A 16,526-nucleotide genomic window follows, 5' to 3' on the forward strand; every position below is an offset into this window, starting at 1 on the left:
TGACTTGACGGGGGTACTCCCAATCTATTTATCAGGGGGGGGCTATCTATAAGGTGGTGAGTGTATAAGATAGTAAAAAAAATAAATAATTTGGCAATTATAACAAAAAGTATTACTAAAAAGATATTATTAATGACTATTCTATGATTTTCATTTGGTGCTCAAGTTTTTTTAATTTAAGGTTAAGTTCAACTTTCTCATTGAATTGGGAACTCTTAGTGATTGCAGACTTAATCCTCCTAATTTCCCCTTTTAAGCTTTTGATCTCCTCCTGATTTTGAAGGATCGCTGCCATAGATTTTCTCCCTAATTCTGGCTTTCCTGTTATTTTCACGCATAAATCTTTAAAAACGGAATCTAAACTACCTTTTAAGGTTAAATTAATTTTGTTTTCGTTTTTCTTAAACCACGCTGAATTAAACGTCCAATCGATTACGGAAATGTTGTTGTTGGTTGGGTGGGGGTGTTTCATCGATGCGGAGATGTATGCATGGTCTTCAAATTCGACCCAAAATACGATATGGTATGGAATCGATTTGTTTATGATTTCAAGGATTTTAAGGATATTGGATTTTATTTTGAGTTCAACCTTGAAAACCTGGATTTCCTCAATATCCTGGGAGTTCAGATTTATGGTATCGGGTGAAAGCTTATGGGTCCAGGTAATCCTCCTGATATAATCTGCAAAAATCTTTTTCTGTTTGGTATTCGTTGATTGATCAAATGCATTCTTTGGAACAACTTTGCCAACCCTTGTTCTTACTGGAAGATTAAAAAATTCCATTAGCGAATGATCAAGAATGATACCAATTTGAAGTCTTCAACACCTTTTATTTTTTCCTTGAGAGCTGATGTTCCACCTGGTTTAAAAAGACTCAAAATTTCTTTCTCTTCCTCTTTTTGGAGTATTGAACCAATTCCTTGTTGCAGTAAGATTGAATAGTCACTCATTTGATGGTAATCATCAGTTTCTTGCGCTAGTTCTTTACAAACGTCTTCCATTGGCAATGTCTCTCCCTTTGTAAGCATTCTCATGGCATCTAAAATTTTCTTAGACTCTAAATGACTTAGAATCAGCTCGCCGTCCATCTTCATATAAACCAAATAGTAAGGATGTAACCTGTTGAGCTTATTGATATTGACGTTAGAGTTCACGTTTTTGAGAACAAAAATAACTCCGCTTTCAAGTATTTGGCTTGATTTCACTACTGCATGCAGTCCCTCGGGAATATTTTTCAATTCACCGTATTCCTTGATCATATTGGATAAATCGACTCTAAAGTCATTTAAACCTAGATCTGTAATACTTACCCCTTCACGTAAATCCTCCAAATCGATTACTTCTTCTTGCAGTTTTTGAAGCTGAATTTTTCGGTATTCTAAGTCCTTTTCTTCGGTATTGAGAATGTTATCGTCACCTGTACTTGCCATGTTGCTGATAAGCATTTTGTTTTCAACACGCTGTTTGAGGTTGATGTAATTATCTAGCGTTACATCTGGCCAAAAGTTTACCATAGTAATGGTCTCGTTTTTTGAGCCTATTCTATCGATTCGTCCAAAGCGCTGGATGATTCTTACCGGATTCCAATGTATATCGTAGTTAATGAGGAAATCGCAGTCTTGTAGGTTCTGACCTTCTGAAATACAATCTGTAGCTATGAGTAAATCAATTGACTCTGAAACCCTTGGATAAAGCTGTTTTTTGTCCTTGGAAAGGGGGGAGAAGCAAGTTAAAATGGCATTTAAATCGGACGGAATTTTCTTTGTTGTACACAATCTTCGGGACCCAGTGATTATCGCAGTATTTAGCCCGTAAGTATCTTTTAGGAGGTCATGAATATTTTCAAATAAGTAATTAGCGGTGTCTGCGAACGCTGTAAACACGATTGCTTTTTTATTTCCTGGGTTGAAGGGGTTTTGAATTTTTTCTTTCAGTAATCCAATCAATTGTTGCAGCTTCATGTCTTTATCACCAGTGATATCAACAATATCACTCCACAGTTGACTTATGATAGCAAGGTCTTCACTCAGATCTTCACGCCACCTTGTGGTATCCAAGTCGGCTACGTGTACCTTAATCTTCTTACCAATTATTTGTTCTTCATCCGCCCAGTTAGATTCAAAATCGTAATTCTCATCATTCAATATTTTATGAATACCTTCATATTCATCAGCACCACCTTTATCAATGGTTTTGATCGCACTTTCAATTTGTCCAATAATCCCTTCGAGTGTGATTCGGAAAGAGTCCACGGAGCTTTCCAAACGCTTTAGCAAATTGATACGCATCAGTATCCGTAGGCTCAATTCTCTATCTACTTGAGAAAGTTTTCCTAACCCTGAGCGGACTTCTTTATCATATAGATCGGCATATGCCTTTATTTTGCTAGGAAGAATGTAATATAAGGGAGTGTAAATAGATAAATTAAGTAGCGTAAGCTTTTCGGCAATATCCTCGTACGTTGCTTCATCGGAATCGGTCAATGGACTTTGAATGGATATGGGTTTGTTTCTTTCCGGAAATTTCCCAATATCAGTCGTATCATAGTAGGTGGTAATATGCTTCCTTGATCTGGCGATGGTTAATGAGTCCAATATCTCAAAGAAATCAAAATCAAGCATTTCTAACAGTTTCTCAGTAGTACGTTCCGAAGTTTCGTATCTACTCCAAATATTGAACGCAAGCTGTGCTTTTCTGAATACCTGGTCAATTCCACTTTGCGTATCTAGCTTCTGATCAATGTTTTCAGCATCACCTTCGTACGCCAACGCCAATTGGTTCCGGAGGTCGTTAAACCTATTATTTACAGGGGTTGCAGAAAGCATAAGTACTTTTGTTTCAATACCTTCCTTAATAACCATTCGCATCAATCTTTGATAGCGATTCTCTCTACTAACTACAGTCTTATTATTTCGAAAGTTATGGGATTCGTCTATTACGATTAACCCATAGTTACCCCAATTGACATTGGCCAATTCACGTCCATTGCTGATACCACCTTTTCTACTTAGATCTGTATGGAACAGTACGTCATAACGGAATCTATCGGAGGCTAAGACATTATTTTTATCGTTATGCCGGTAGGTGTTCCAATTTGCTTCTAATTTCTTAGGGCAAAGGACCAAGACGTCCTTATTCCGCATTTCGTAATACTTAATCACCCCTAACGCAGAAAAAGTTTTACCTAATCCAACAGAATCAGCCAGGATGCATCCCTTGTATTTTTCCAGTTTGTTAATGGCACCAATAACTGCATCTTGCTGAAAATTGTAGAGTTTGTTCCAAACCAATGTGTCTTTGAAACCGATTTGGTCATTTGGTAGGTTGTCCAAGGACAAATCATCTAAAAAATCGTTAAATATGTTGTATAGCGTAATGAAGTAAATAAAATCGGGGCTGTTCTCCTTATATGCACTCTCGAAGTAATCCTGCACTTTTTGAGTTACATCCTTTAGGTCTTCTTCATTCTCCCACACTTGATTGAACCAGTCTAAATAGGCGTTGCTATCTGGATATTCAGCTTTTTGTATAAGCGTAGGAAACCCCTTTTTGTGGGTGATTCCTAAATCAGAAGTGGTGAAACCACTAATATTCGAATATACTTGGCCATCTCTATCGCCTTGATTTACATGAATCATCCCGTTCAAGGGTTGATTGCTATACTTGTTGGATTTGAATGTGACCTTCTCTTTTACCCACCTTGAGCACTCTTTGGCAATCGCTCTTTGGTTGAGTTGGTTCATCAATCTTAGTTCAAACTCTCCACCACATAATTCTGATTCTCTTACGATATGTGGTATGTAAAACTTCCGGCGTTCTTTTTGAAACTTTTCTTCAATGAAAGTAGGTGAACTGAAAATAAAACGTAATTCGTCAATCTTGCCCAATTCTTTTTTTAAAGCCTCAAATGCATAGATCGAAAAGGTAGAAGCTGCAATACTGAGTTTACTCCCCTTTCTTATTGTATCCTTCAAATCATCGGCCAGGCGCGTATTTATATTGTCAATCAGCTTCATAGTCGATCAGCCAAAGTATTTTTCTTCATCACTCAACTCCTTTATCAAGTGAGTACAGCATCTTTCTTCTGCCCACTTCAATGTCGCCTGCCATCGATCCCTTTTCTCATAATCAGAACTAAAATTCCAGCCTGCGAGAATAAGAGGAATAGGCGGCTTTATACCCATTTTATTAAGGTCGTTCGTCCAAAAATCCATTAATCTCTGGTGTAATTCATGCCAAACCCCAGGGAGCGGGGATACGAAATCTTCCATGGTAACTAACGTATTTTTACGATATCAATTAGTTTCTCGTAGCTGCTCACTTTTTCAAATTTCACTTCTGCACCACTTATTTCCTTGAAATGTTCCGTAGCGCAGTGGATTTTCAGTTTTTCAACCTCTCGTAGGTCCATATCTGAATCAGAGCCCTTCGTTTCTGCTACAAAGTAAATATGGCGTACTTTTTCTTTATCAAATACGATTGCCCAATCGGGGCTGTAGTTGGCTATAGGGGTCGATACATGAAAACTTTTGGGAAGCTTTGCATATACTACTACTTCTGTGCTGTTTTCTAATGCAATCGCAAAGTCTGATTCGATCTTGGAATCTGAGGTAAGGAAGTCGTAAATGTGCTTTTTGAGTAGTTCCGATTTGCGCAAAGCGAGTTTATCATTGGTAAACACTGTCCTGGCATCGTGCCTTTCTTCGGTCTTGTGATAGACAATGTTGTTGATAATAAGGCTGGCTTTTACCTCGTTGATCAGCTTGCTGCATTTGCCAATAAACTCCTCTGGATTTTTCCTGATTAATAAAAACTTCTCTGGATTAATCTTCTTCAGAATCTCCACGATGGTTCGGCGAGTAAGGTTGGTCTGAACTTCAATCTCACCCACCACGTCATATAAGGCCTCGCTAAAAATATCGGTATTCAATCGTTGCCTTTGAACATTTCTTTCTTGAATCAAATTGCCTTCTCGCATTTCATCCGCAGTTCCGTCCTTCAATTCTCCCGTTCTGATTTCATAAATACGTTCCCCGATGTGCAGGAGGCCATTTATTTTTATTTTTGAGTCTTCAATAAGTTGCTTCGTATCAAACTGCACCTCATAGATGGTTTTCAGGTTTATTTTGTCCCAAAGGGCCTGAAACTCCTTCTTCTTAAAGTTATTGTTGGTATTAAGTATAACTGTTTGGCGTTCATCCTCTGGTTTGAACTGATCCCCAGTGTATATGGACTGTAATAGTCCACAGACGGATGCTTTATATGGCTCAAGCTTCTCAGGCAAATCAATCTTTTCTTGCTCAATTAGTTCCTTTCCTAGTTGAGTGATTTTGTAGTCTTCGTCTATTACTCCTTCAACTATGAGCTTAAATTGTAGCTTTTTGGCATCATCTTCCGTGACACGTAATTCTTCACCCTGCTCGTTGGTAATTATCTTTCCAACGAAGTATGCTACCTCTGCTTTCTGTGGACGATCTTGGAGTGTATCGGCGATTTCTTTCTGTAAACCTTTGGCAAAAGATTCGTAGCTCTCTGATGCAATTACTGTAAGCTTGTTCAAATCATGCACCTGATCTCCTACCAATTCAAAGTCTTGACGCACGCCACGTTTATCGACGCATAGCCTCATTCCACGGCCAACTTCTTGTCTACGTCTTGTTAAACTTCCGCTTTCTGCCTGTTTGAGTGCGCAAATTTGAAAGACGTTAGGGTTATCCCAACCTTCTTTGAGAGCAGAGTGCGAAAAGATAAAACGGGTAGGTTCTTCAAAGCTGAGTAACCGCTCCTTGTCTTTCATAATCAGGTCGTAAGCTGAAACGTCATCTGATTCTTCTGAACCACGTCCAACTTTGGGGTCAATAGATCGCTTGTTCTTATCAATAGAAAAATAGCCGTCATGTACTTGATGTGCCGAATCTCTTTTGAGGTATTCTCCAAAGTTAGTAGGCAGGTAGCCTTTATGCACTTTGCTTGGGTCTGTATCTTTTAGAAAGTCGTTGTATTCCTGCTGAAACAGGTCTAAGAATTCGTTCTTGACCTTGTCATATTCTTCTTCAAATATCTGAGCGTATTCACCCAATTGCTGGTCTCCCAATTCATCATACACACGGTATTTCTCCACAGTATCAATGAAGAACAATGACAGGACTTTAATGCCTTGACCAAAGAGCCGCTTTTCCTTTTGCAGGTGTGAGAGGATGCATTCTCGAATCTGTACTCTGCGGAAAGCATGTTCATCTTTATCATTGAGTATATCACCTGGATAGACATCCTGACCACCGACTACTATTTTATTGAGGTAGCCGTTTATTTCAGTTATCGTCTGATTCTTGTAGGCAGGCATATTGCCTGATTGCTCATAGAGGTTATAGCCTTCGGCTACTTTAACCCGCTTTTTACTGATTGAACCTGAAGCGGTGCGTTTCTCATGTTCAATTACTGCATAAGGTGGCTTGGTGGTGCTGAGACTGATATTCTCCAAATAGAGGTATCCATTGGTACCTGTAGAGCCTTTTAGGTTGATACCTTTTACCTGTATTTTCTTAACCAAACGCTTGTTGTAAGCATCCAAGGCATCTAAACGATAGACCTTATTGTATTCCACTTTATGCGTAGCTGAATAGCGCAGCGTGAAAAGAGGATTAAAGTCTTGCATGCTCTCCAAGGTTCTTGCACCATCTACCGATTGTGGTTCATCAATGATTAAGATTGGATTCGTTTGAGCAATAATCTCAATTGGTTTACGAGTACCAAATTGGTCTAACTCCTGATAGATACGTCTGGCATCTTTACCACGAGCATTGAATGCCTGGGTATTGATAATCATGACACTGATACGACTATCAGAAGCGAAATTCTCAATATCCTGTGGGCGACCTGAATTGTAAATGAATGGATTGATCTTGTGCCCGTAGAGTTCTTGAAAGTGGGCTTGTGTTACCTGAAAAGACTTGTAAACTCCTTCACGAATGGCAATGCTGGGTACAATTACAATGAACTTGCTCCAACCATACTTCTTATGCAATTCATACATGGTACGGATATAGGTATAGGTTTTTCCTGTACCTGTTTCCATTTCTATGGTGAGGTTGTAGCCCAACTTTACGCCACGAGGGCGTTCTATCTGTTGGCTTTCATGCAAGTCGTTTTTCTTTTGAACTTCCTGTATGTTCTTCAGCATCTGCGTTTCCATGAGCTGAATAGCAGAGTTACGGTAACCAATTTCTTCTTCTATTTCAAAGTCTATGGTTTGAACTCCTGTAGCCGCTTGTTTGGCTTTTTTAATGAGTTCTTTGCTGCGCTCTAAAGTGAAGCGATTGATTTTGAGGGGTTGTCCTTCAAAACAATCTACTACAGCCTGAACCGCATTGACCTGAAAGTCTTGTTCTTTAAACTGTAGTTTCATGTGGTATCTGTTTAATTTCAGTGGTCACATGGAACCCGCTATTAGACATTCGTTTTCCTAAATGAAAGTTTTCGTTTGCTCGTTTCATCTTATATCACTTTCATTTCAGTTTCTGGACTTAGCTGCTTGAGAAGCTGCTTTACATTGGTTTTGGCTGTATCGTTTTTAAAGCCGCTGTCTTTGAACACAATACGTAATGGCTCGTCTTTAGCAATGGCTTTGGCAAAGTCTTCATCTATGCCACTATCAAAACAAGCGTAGAGTGAGTTCTCGGCTACTTTAAAGACCTTCTTGCCTGATACATCTAATTGCTCAATTTTGAGGGATAGAGGCAAGCCCCAATCCAACATCACTTGTGCCAATAAATCATCTGCGGTGCGGTCTGGCTTAACATTGTCTGCAAAGAGTTCTAAGTTGTTTTGGTCATAGTCTTGTGGCTTGTAATAGACATCTTGCATATTGCTACTGTCTAAGCGATAGACACGGAAACCATAATCTATATCTGCATTGGTTTCTTCTTTGATTTTTTTGGCTGCTCTGCGTATTCGTTCTTTACCTATTTCGCAGATATTCTTGTAACCAGCTCTGTAGGCTTCACTTTTTTCACCAGTTAACTCAGGAAGTTGCACTTGAATAAACCTTCTTTCTCCTTCATCTTCAGAGTTGAGTTGTATTAGTGCATCCGCAGTTGTGGAAGAACCCGCAAAGAAATCAAGGACAATGCTATTTTTATCATCAATGATTTTCGCCAGATACTTAATAAGTGCGGTTGGTTTAGCAAAGTCAAAAGGTATTCCTAACTTCTGAAGTTCTTTTGAACTCAATCTGTTCTCATACTTATCAATAAAGTCATTGGGCAACATTCCTTCTTCTTCACGATCTTTTAACCAAATTTTAGTGTAAATATTCCACTTGGATTGATTGCCGTTCTCATCAAAAAGAGGTGAAGAATTAGTTTCTTTAAATTCAATGTTGCCTTCATCTAACATCTTTATAAAGGACTCTTCAACTACTCTCCATCTCTTTCCTTCTGGTGGAATAACTTTATCTCCATCAGGACATTCAATAAAATACCGAGCATTTCTACTTCTCTCTAAAGTCAAGGAAGACTGATATAATCCCATTGTCCTGTAATACTCTCCTTTTCGCTCTCCATCCTTCTGAACATTGGTATAAACTTTTTTGATTAGCTTTTCATCCATTTCATCTTTAAATGGATTTAATGCGTCAATTTTCTTGGCATAAACCAATAAGAACTCTACATTGGGTGAAAAAAATCTACCTGAAGCACCACCTTTTTTTGCAAGCCTTCCTAATATAGTTATGAAATTGGTTTCTCCATAAATTTCATCGCAAATACTCTTTAAATTTTGTAGTTCTTCATTACCAATTGAAATAAAAATCACACCGTTATCACCCAAAAGTGTTCGGGATAACTTCAGTCTTGGATACATCATACTCAACCAATCGGAATGGTACCGTCCTGCAGTCTCTGGGTTGGCTATCAAGCGTTGGTTGTACTCATCTTTTTGTCCACTTTCTATGAGTTCTTCCTGAGCATCTTTGCTAAAGTTGTCTTTGTACACAAAGTCCTTCCCTGTATTGTATGGCGGGTCTATGTAGATCATCTTAATCTTACCCAAGTAGCTTTCTTGCAGTAGCTTGAGTACTTCCAAGTTGTCGCCTTCTATGTAGAGGTTTTCGGTATTGTCAAAGTCTACAGAGTCTTCCCGTACAGGGCGTAGGGTTTTGGTAGTAGGCAAGTTGGCAGTTACTATGGCTTCTCGTTTCCCTGGCCACTCTATACGGTAACGCTCTTTATTGCCTTCTACCACAGCATGGCTTAGCTCTTGTTTGAGTAGGTCAAAGTCTATGGCTTTGCCTTCAGCACCTTCAGTAACGCAGTTAGGGAAGAGGGCTGCTAACTTTTCAAAGTTTTCGTTCACCAAGTCGGGTGATTGCATGTCGAGTTTTTCTGTATCCATAGCTTGTGGCTCTGTGTGCGCTACAATGTTTTTATAGCAAGCTCCAGGGCTTGTCTTTTATGTTCTTCGTTTTCAATGGTTTTTAGCACTTTATCAGCCAACCACAGGGTAAGCAGGTCTTTTTGAGATTGCTTGAATATTTTGGCGAGTGCAACAATGTCTTCTTTTCTAAAAAAGCGGTCGCCGCGCTCCATTTTGCTGAGCATGGCTGTATCCATATCTAGTTGAGCAGCTAACTGTCGAAGCAGAATATTCTTGCTTTCACGCAGTTCCCGGATCTTATCACCAATCATGGTTGTCTATCCTTATAGTGACTTGTCATAATTTGAACAAATTAGTTAAAGAATTATGAATGAAAAACAAAAAACTAAAATAAAACCGGATTAGGAAGTTGAGGAAATAAATAAAACCGGGGATAATCCTATCCACGGTTCCTTTACATCCTGAGAATCCTTAAAAGTATCAGGTCCCTTCTTGCTCCGTATCCGGTATTTGAAGGTTCACATATTGGTTATGCCTGGGGTGATCAAGTAAGCCTGACTCCACAAACTTTTTGATGTAGTTTTCTGCCGTTTTCTCCTTGATTTTCAACTTCTCAGCAGTACTCACATAGGTTTTTCGGTCAAAGTTCTTGGGCAAGGCATCCAAGAACTGCTGTTGGATATTCTTACGTGCTTGAGGTACCTCTTCTTTGGGCATTTGGGTATAAACTTTATCGCTGTGTTTAAGCAGTACATTGACCATAGCCATTGCAGATTTAAAGTCCTCATCTCTGCATACCAGTGGATCTGAAATATCCCCTGTTTCCATAATTCGCAAAACAGATAAAATCATGGCAATGCGAAAGGCAATGAGTCCGCTTCGACGGACCATACTGGCAATACTAATACCCTGCAGGCAAATATATTGTGCCTGCTTTTCTCTAAAGAATTTATTGAATTCCTTTTTCTGAGAACCTGTGAGTTTAAAACGTATACCGCCATTTGATTCCAGATTTTTGAATATTTCATAGAAATCATTTCCCAAATTGTCAAAATAACTATCCAAGCCATCATTCAAATCTACCGAAAATGCATCGATCCACTCGGGTTTAAGGTTCATCGTATAGAACATGAATCGACTGAATAAACCATTTTCAGCACTGGGTATGAGTGCAGCTACTTGCTTGGGGGTGCCAGAAAGCATGGTAGAAAGGCAAGGAGTCTCGATTTCAACGTATTCCTGATCTGTTCGTCTATAATACGAGATTGTTTCATGATGAAAGGCTTTACGAAATCCATCGCTGTAGTTGCCATGCTCAGACTTGAATGCATGGGCCAAGGTGTCACCCTCGGTCTCAAAAATTATCCCTTTTCCATCATTATCTGCCAGTATCTGATAGGCACCGGTACTGCTATTGTTAGCAGGGATAAATAGCATTTTTTCTTTTGGTTTGGAAGGTTTTTCCTCCTTCTTTGCATCCTTTTTAATATTGTATGCCATTAGATCCAATTCATATTTCTCCTTGTCGCGAAGAAATTCCTCCCTCAATTTTTTGTGAATGGGAAGCACCAGCCTCCGACAGTAAGCAAGATTACCTTTTCCTGCAGATGCTTGGGCCGTAACAAACAGGTAGAGGTTAGCAAAAACCTTTTTTCCATGATATATTCCATATATATTTGGCATACAAGAGCTTAGTGTTACAAGGCTGCCCAAAAGTAAAATATCTCGCTCCTCGTCTGACACTGCGTGTACGACTACTTTTTGAAGAAAGTCAGGTAGTTGCGAATAGACATTTGGAGGAATGGTAAGAGGCTTGTTGATTTTTTGCTCCTCAAAAGTGAATCGAGAAAGAGAAATACCAGCTTTTTTTGCCAAGTAGAAAAATGTATTCAATTTGATACCTTCACCACTGGATCTAAGGCACTTGTCGTATTGTTCGTTGCATTCAACTTCATTAAAACCTGGATAAAAACGGCTAGTTCGAAGGTAGAGTTCACGACCTGTTTCACCAAAAGCATCTGCAAAAGCGAATCCAATATTGCGCCAATCTGCATATTCAGGGGCGATGTCTACTTTATTAGCTTCTATTTCATCGATAATGGTACTCACTTCATCATAATTGTATGAGCCATGGTTATTTTCATCATCTATTATCTGTGTATCTGTTGTTTGTGTATTTGGCTTACTAAGCCAATCTAATGGATTAAATGTTTTTTTCATTGAGTCAAATATTTTGAGTTAATTACAACGTGTGGATCGTGGGGTAGAAAGCAAGCTCTACACGAGTCTTTTCCGGATTGATCCACTTTCAACTTATAGGCATGTTCGACATAATTCGCCACTGCGGTGAAATAGTCTTTGTGACTGATTTCTGAAATATCAGCAGCTACTACCCACTTAATTCCGTCCCCTGATGGAGATACAAAAAGAAGTTCAGTCTCGATCATTGGATCCTCTAGCAGCAGGTTGCGTAACTGTTGGATATTTTCTACGTGGTCAAAGTCAAGAGCTAACAAGCCAGAATGTTGCAGTAAATCGGCTTCGTTTCGTTTTGAGAATGAGCCCGAAAATGTAACGTAATCGAAGTTACTGGCTTTAAAAAATCGCGCTTTACTCCGATCTCCAATTTCCCTAAGTGCAGTTGTGCGATCAGCAAAGGCATCACTTTTTATTAGATTGTACACGTCTAGCAGATTGACATTTTGACTTGGAATCGTGTTAGTTATAGGATTAGCGAAATAACTAAATTTTGGAATTGCATTAGCAGCTTCCTCTTTTTGTTGTCCATAGGTTACTTCTCTTTGCTCTGTGAAAAGTGATCTTTCATGTATACCTAGGTTCAATTCTTTATCTAAGGTGACTAATAACTCGTAACCACTCTGCTTAAAGTGGAGCCCAGCGAAATCAAAGGCGTCACCATAACCGATAGCATTATCCGTGTCCACGTGTACTGCACAACCGTCTACTATTTTAATCCATAGTGTCGGTTTTCCGAAATTAAACGGGTTTTTAGTCGGGGCACAGTCCTTTCCCGAAATTGAAAGAACTCTTTCTCCTGAATAATATTTTCTCAGCACATGGGCATAAATATTTATCCCTTTGTACGTTTTTTCCAAGATCGCTTTCCTACTCAAACTCATGTCCTTTTCTGTTTTGAGGGTGAATGAGTGGCCTTAGAATTGCCCAAGAAATCCGGGGGCTTTTGAGAGGGTTTTCCAATCGATGCACGCTGATAAATCTTAGTCGGCAGATTGGTGACTCGCTGAGATGTTGTTCGATTACCATCTCAATGACTCTTCCTTTGCTTCGCAGTATAATTTTTTGAAAATATTGCCGGAGCAATACTCCTTTGACTTTAATTTCCGGGGAGAACCCTGGATATGTGACAAAAATCCTCATAGCTCTACCCTCCCTTTCTTAATCAAATAGTCTGCTGCTTGGCGGTCTAGCTCATCCTGAGTATCGGTTCGATTACGAAGGAGCCATTCGTCTAACTCTGTACGTTTGAAATAGAGGCGTTTCCCTTGCGGGCAGAAGTGGGGTATGGACTTGCTGCTCGTTAGTTTGTACATGTGAGACTGACTCAGTCCCAAGTATTGACATGCTTCCGTAAAGTTGAGCACTTCCTTGCGTAAGATTCCCTGCTGCTCGATTAGAGTCTCTATTCGTTCCAATTTTTGAATTAATATATCTGTTGACATTCTTCTAATTTTTAAAGTTTTACAATGAAGTTTGTCGTGCCTTTCAACCGCTTCAAAAAACCAAGGCACGGAGGCTTGAATCAGCGATTGTGATACAAATATGGAATAAGGGAAGGAATGTGGAAGGAACAGAAACAGCCTACTTTTAGCAGGTTTTGTTCCTGTTGATTATCAATTGGTTACGTGAAAAATTATTTATGCAAAAAGAAAAAAAGTAGTTAGCTTGCCGAGTGTAAGTGATGCCACTCTTTTATTTGATCTAAGACGGCTTGTTCATTCACATTTTTTTGATAAAAAACGTCGGTTTCTCTGAAAAGCAATCCAATTATCTCGTAGTACTGCTGTTCGGTTAGGATTTCGTCTCTGTCTATACCAGAATGGTCTTTGAGAAAATTGTAAAGAGAATGTACGAGCCGGACCAAATGACGTTCATGTGGTCTGTTGATTCGAGATTTCTTTTCAATTTTGACACTACCGTCTTTATTTTTCTTGAAGAAAGTAGGAACTATCTCAGTATCAAATTCTACTCGATAGCCTTCGTAATATTCGCGCAATGCTTTTTCAATGAGAAACATAGGTAGGCGTGAAGAAAGCTGTTGTTCCCTGTCTTCACCTTCTAAAGTGAACTTCAAAGAAGTGAGCTTCTTTTTCCCTTTTATACCGTTCATGAGAAGCCTAAAGGCATTCATTTCAGGGATTTCAGGTTCATTCATTCTATTGTTGGAAGTCATCTGGTGACCAACCAGCCAATTGGTTTCCTTAATACAGGAAGCTATGTGAATGAGGTCAGGTAATAAGTCCTGAATATCGAAGCGTTGACAAATGAAGTAAGCTACTGAAATAGCATCTGCACGCTTTGTTGCATCAGCCATTTCAAGGAAGTTAGGTTCAAAATATTGTTTCAGATTTTCGAGATCTGCTGTTACTTCGGCATAGGTTAGTTTTGGTTCAAGGTCATTGCGTTTAAGCCAATTTCTAATGTGTTTAACCTTTACATCATCAGAGTCATCCCAATCACCAACAGGTATAAGTGAGAACTCAATGAGTTTGGCAATGCAGCGCATTAGTTGATTTGGGTAAGCTACTTCTTTTTTGACTTCAAAGAATTTGCTTTTAGTGAAGAGGTTATAGTAAGACCTGGCTAATCGGTATTTGAATTTAGCCTTGTGAGCTTTATCATCAAATCTTGCAGGATAAAGGGCAAGGTCTTTCTTCCAATCCTTATAGCGCAGATCGTCATAGGCACGCTTCATGTTCTCAATGAACTCCCTTGCAAGCCACTCATGCTCTAACTTAATTGAACCTGTATTGAATACAAACTTAATATGGTCTAACTGTGGACGAACCTTTTCGTCAGATTCCCGCCATGACTTCATATCATGGCCTGATTGGTCGATTACTTGGATGGCTTTCTCTGTTTCCTTTTCAGCAGACGTAATAAGCTTTTGGTTTTTAGGTTTTTCCCAAAAAGCAACATCACGTATATAGATGTCTTGAGCAGAAGCAATGAGTTCCAAGAGAAGGTCCTTTATATGTAGTAGCTCAAAATCATTAATTGCATTCAGTATTTCGTGGTGTAATGCTGGTGGTATTATTATCCTTTCAAACTTGTGTTGAGGTTGATAGCCTTCGACAAAGGCATGCTCCTCAAAGACTTCCTTAAAAAACTCTACTCGTAAGGCAAGCTGCCAATTACTGTATCTAATATGAGAATCCCAAGGGGGATTCTCTGGTCCCTTGTACAATTCTACTTCTACGCAGTCTGTTCTATCCTGTCCTTCTAAAATTGCACCTTCTTCATAGAGGCAATCATCGGTGTATTTAAAATGGTGGTCATGTTCGTCAGAATAGAACTGCCATTTATAGGTGAAGCGGTCTCTTTGGAATTTAGCCCAATCAAACTTTGGCAAATCCTTCTTTATGCTATCCTGGTCTTTTTCTTCAGCCATAGCGGTAGGGTTCAGAGTTTGATTTGGATTTTGTTTGCCGCTTCCTTCTTCTTTTCATCGATGACCTTAGCATAAACTTGGGTGGTTTTTAACTCACGGTGTCCCAAAAGTTTTGATACAGTATAAATATCTGTACCTGCGGTAAGTTGCAGCGTTGCAAATGTATGCCTGGCACAATGGAATGAAATTGATTTAGTGACACCCGCACGTAACATCCATTCTTGTAATTTTGAATTATGCCAAGAGGAGTATTTTAGGCCATTGAACACTACATCCTTGGGTTTCTTTCTCTCTCCTAACAACTGTACTGCCTCTCTCGAAATAGGAAGTGTTTCAGCTCCCTTGGTCTTCTGCTGTCTAAATCGGATATAGTTTCCCAATCCAGCTGAATACTGGATCTCTGACCAAGTTAGCTTTTGAATATCTGACCAACGGAGACCTGTGAGACAGGAAAAAATGAATGCATTTTTTAATTGGGGAATTTCACATTCCGTTTTTACTGCTGACTGTAATTCCTCTAGCGTAAGAAACTCTCTCTGTGGTTCCCCTTGTTTGAAGCCGCCAACCGTAGCGGCTGGATTTTTTGTAAGTATTTCATCTTCAACGGCTTGGTTGAGCCCTGCTTTGAACTTGTTAAAATAGGAGCACTTGGTATTTTGGGAAAGTTTGGTTTTATCACCTTTTAAGGCAATGTCATCAAGATAATCCTTAAAATCTTGCACAAATTTTTTGTCAATATCAGAAAATGAGATTTTTGGATCTGCGAAATCCCTTAAATGCTTCAGCATACTCTTCCAATTTCCGTAATTTCCTGAGTTTCCTGAACGCTTTTCCGCAAGTGATTCTATATAGGCGAGAAAGCTGCCTTTCATTTTTTCGTTGTCACGAAAACCATAGATGCCATTTTGGGCTTCTATTTGGCGTTGGGCACGAATGGTCTCAGCCAGTTGAAGCGTCTTTTTGTTGACCTCTTTTTGCTCATTGGTTTTTGGGTTAGGGTATAGGTATAGTTTTAGGTATTCCGTTTTGCGTTTCCCTTGATGGTAGTAGTCCAGGTATAAACTGGTTAGTCCACCTTGATTTCGTTTTCTTAGTGTAACCTTCATGGCTGAAATAATTTTTCGATGTCTGTTCGTTTTATAATGGTCCGTCTCCCGATTTTGGCTGCTTTAATAGTCCCATTCTTTATTTGTCGGTAAAGCGTCATCCTACTAGCTCCAAGTAGCTCACAGGTTTCAGCGATGCTCAAGAAGTCTTTGTCTTGAATTTTGTGTTGATTGAATTCACTTTTTTGAATAGGGATTGAAGCCACTTTCCGTACCTTCTCCTTTCTCTTCCGTATTTTGTATGCCTTTTTAGCACATATTTCACCGCAATATTTGGTGACAGTCGTTTTGGCTGTAAATTCTTGGCCACAGTGCTGACAAATTCTAAGTATTCTAATATTACTACTCATTATGATCTTTTGTTGTTAGGTAAATATGAATCATAAGGTATCTATAC

12 protein-coding genes are annotated in these 16,526 nt (G+C 39.2%); all 12 read right to left on the bottom strand.

Annotated elements, in window-relative coordinates; genetic code table 11:
- Positions 1–136 precede the first annotated feature (136 nt).
- Entirely contained in the window at positions 137–784 is a 648-nt protein-coding gene (locus tag ABWH99_RS12740; RefSeq protein ID WP_375582231.1) for a DUF4391 domain-containing protein, read from the bottom strand.
- Positions 784–4,017, bottom strand: coding sequence for a helicase-related protein (locus ABWH99_RS12745; protein WP_375582232.1), 3,234 nt, complete (start codon positions 4,015–4,017; stop codon positions 784–786). Before ABWH99_RS12745 ends, ABWH99_RS12740 begins: the two co-directional genes overlap by 1 nt.
- Before the next feature lie 6 nt (positions 4,018–4,023).
- Complete coding sequence (locus ABWH99_RS12750) at positions 4,024–4,272, bottom strand: hypothetical protein (protein ID WP_375582233.1); 249 nt, start codon at positions 4,270–4,272, stop codon at positions 4,024–4,026.
- 5 nt (positions 4,273–4,277) lie between these two features.
- Positions 4,278–7,406, bottom strand: a complete 3,129-nt coding sequence (locus tag ABWH99_RS12755; RefSeq protein ID WP_375582234.1) for a type III restriction-modification system endonuclease — start codon at positions 7,404–7,406, stop codon at positions 4,278–4,280.
- An 89-nt stretch (positions 7,407–7,495) separates the two neighbouring features.
- Complete coding sequence (locus ABWH99_RS12760; RefSeq protein WP_375582235.1) at positions 7,496–9,391, bottom strand: site-specific DNA-methyltransferase; 1,896 nt, start codon at positions 9,389–9,391, stop codon at positions 7,496–7,498.
- 20 nt (positions 9,392–9,411) lie between these two features.
- Complete coding sequence (locus ABWH99_RS12765; RefSeq protein WP_375582236.1) at positions 9,412–9,684, bottom strand: helix-turn-helix domain-containing protein; 273 nt, start codon at positions 9,682–9,684, stop codon at positions 9,412–9,414.
- A 169-nt stretch (positions 9,685–9,853) separates the two neighbouring features.
- On the bottom strand, positions 9,854–11,593 hold the full coding sequence (locus tag ABWH99_RS12770) for a DUF3987 domain-containing protein (protein WP_375582237.1): 1,740 nt from the start codon (positions 11,591–11,593) through the stop codon (positions 9,854–9,856).
- Complete coding sequence (locus ABWH99_RS12775; RefSeq protein ID WP_375582238.1) at positions 11,590–12,513, bottom strand: BT4734/BF3469 family protein; 924 nt, start codon at positions 12,511–12,513, stop codon at positions 11,590–11,592. Before ABWH99_RS12775 ends, ABWH99_RS12770 begins: the two co-directional genes overlap by 4 nt.
- Before the next feature lie 255 nt (positions 12,514–12,768).
- Positions 12,769–13,074, bottom strand: coding sequence for a helix-turn-helix domain-containing protein (locus tag ABWH99_RS12780; RefSeq protein WP_375582239.1), 306 nt, complete (start codon positions 13,072–13,074; stop codon positions 12,769–12,771).
- A 218-nt stretch (positions 13,075–13,292) separates the two neighbouring features.
- Positions 13,293–15,023 carry a hypothetical protein gene (locus ABWH99_RS12785; RefSeq protein WP_375582240.1) on the bottom strand — a complete coding sequence of 577 codons (1,731 nt, stop codon included), beginning with the start codon at positions 15,021–15,023 and terminating at the stop codon, positions 13,293–13,295.
- A gap of 11 nt (positions 15,024–15,034) precedes the next feature.
- The gene (locus ABWH99_RS12790; protein ID WP_375582241.1) at positions 15,035–16,129 is read right to left on the bottom strand and encodes a phage integrase SAM-like domain-containing protein; all 1,095 of its coding nucleotides are present in this window, start codon (positions 16,127–16,129) and stop codon (positions 15,035–15,037) included.
- The gene (locus tag ABWH99_RS12795) at positions 16,126–16,479 is read right to left on the bottom strand and encodes a helix-turn-helix domain-containing protein (RefSeq protein ID WP_375582242.1); all 354 of its coding nucleotides are present in this window, start codon (positions 16,477–16,479) and stop codon (positions 16,126–16,128) included. The genes ABWH99_RS12790 and ABWH99_RS12795 overlap by 4 nt, the downstream gene beginning before the upstream one ends.
- Between the last annotated feature and the right edge of the window lie 47 nt (positions 16,480–16,526).

Source organism: Cyclobacterium xiamenense, from assembly GCF_042140265.1.
GTDB classification, from domain to species: Bacteria; Bacteroidota; Bacteroidia; order Cytophagales; family Cyclobacteriaceae; genus Cyclobacterium; species Cyclobacterium xiamenense_A.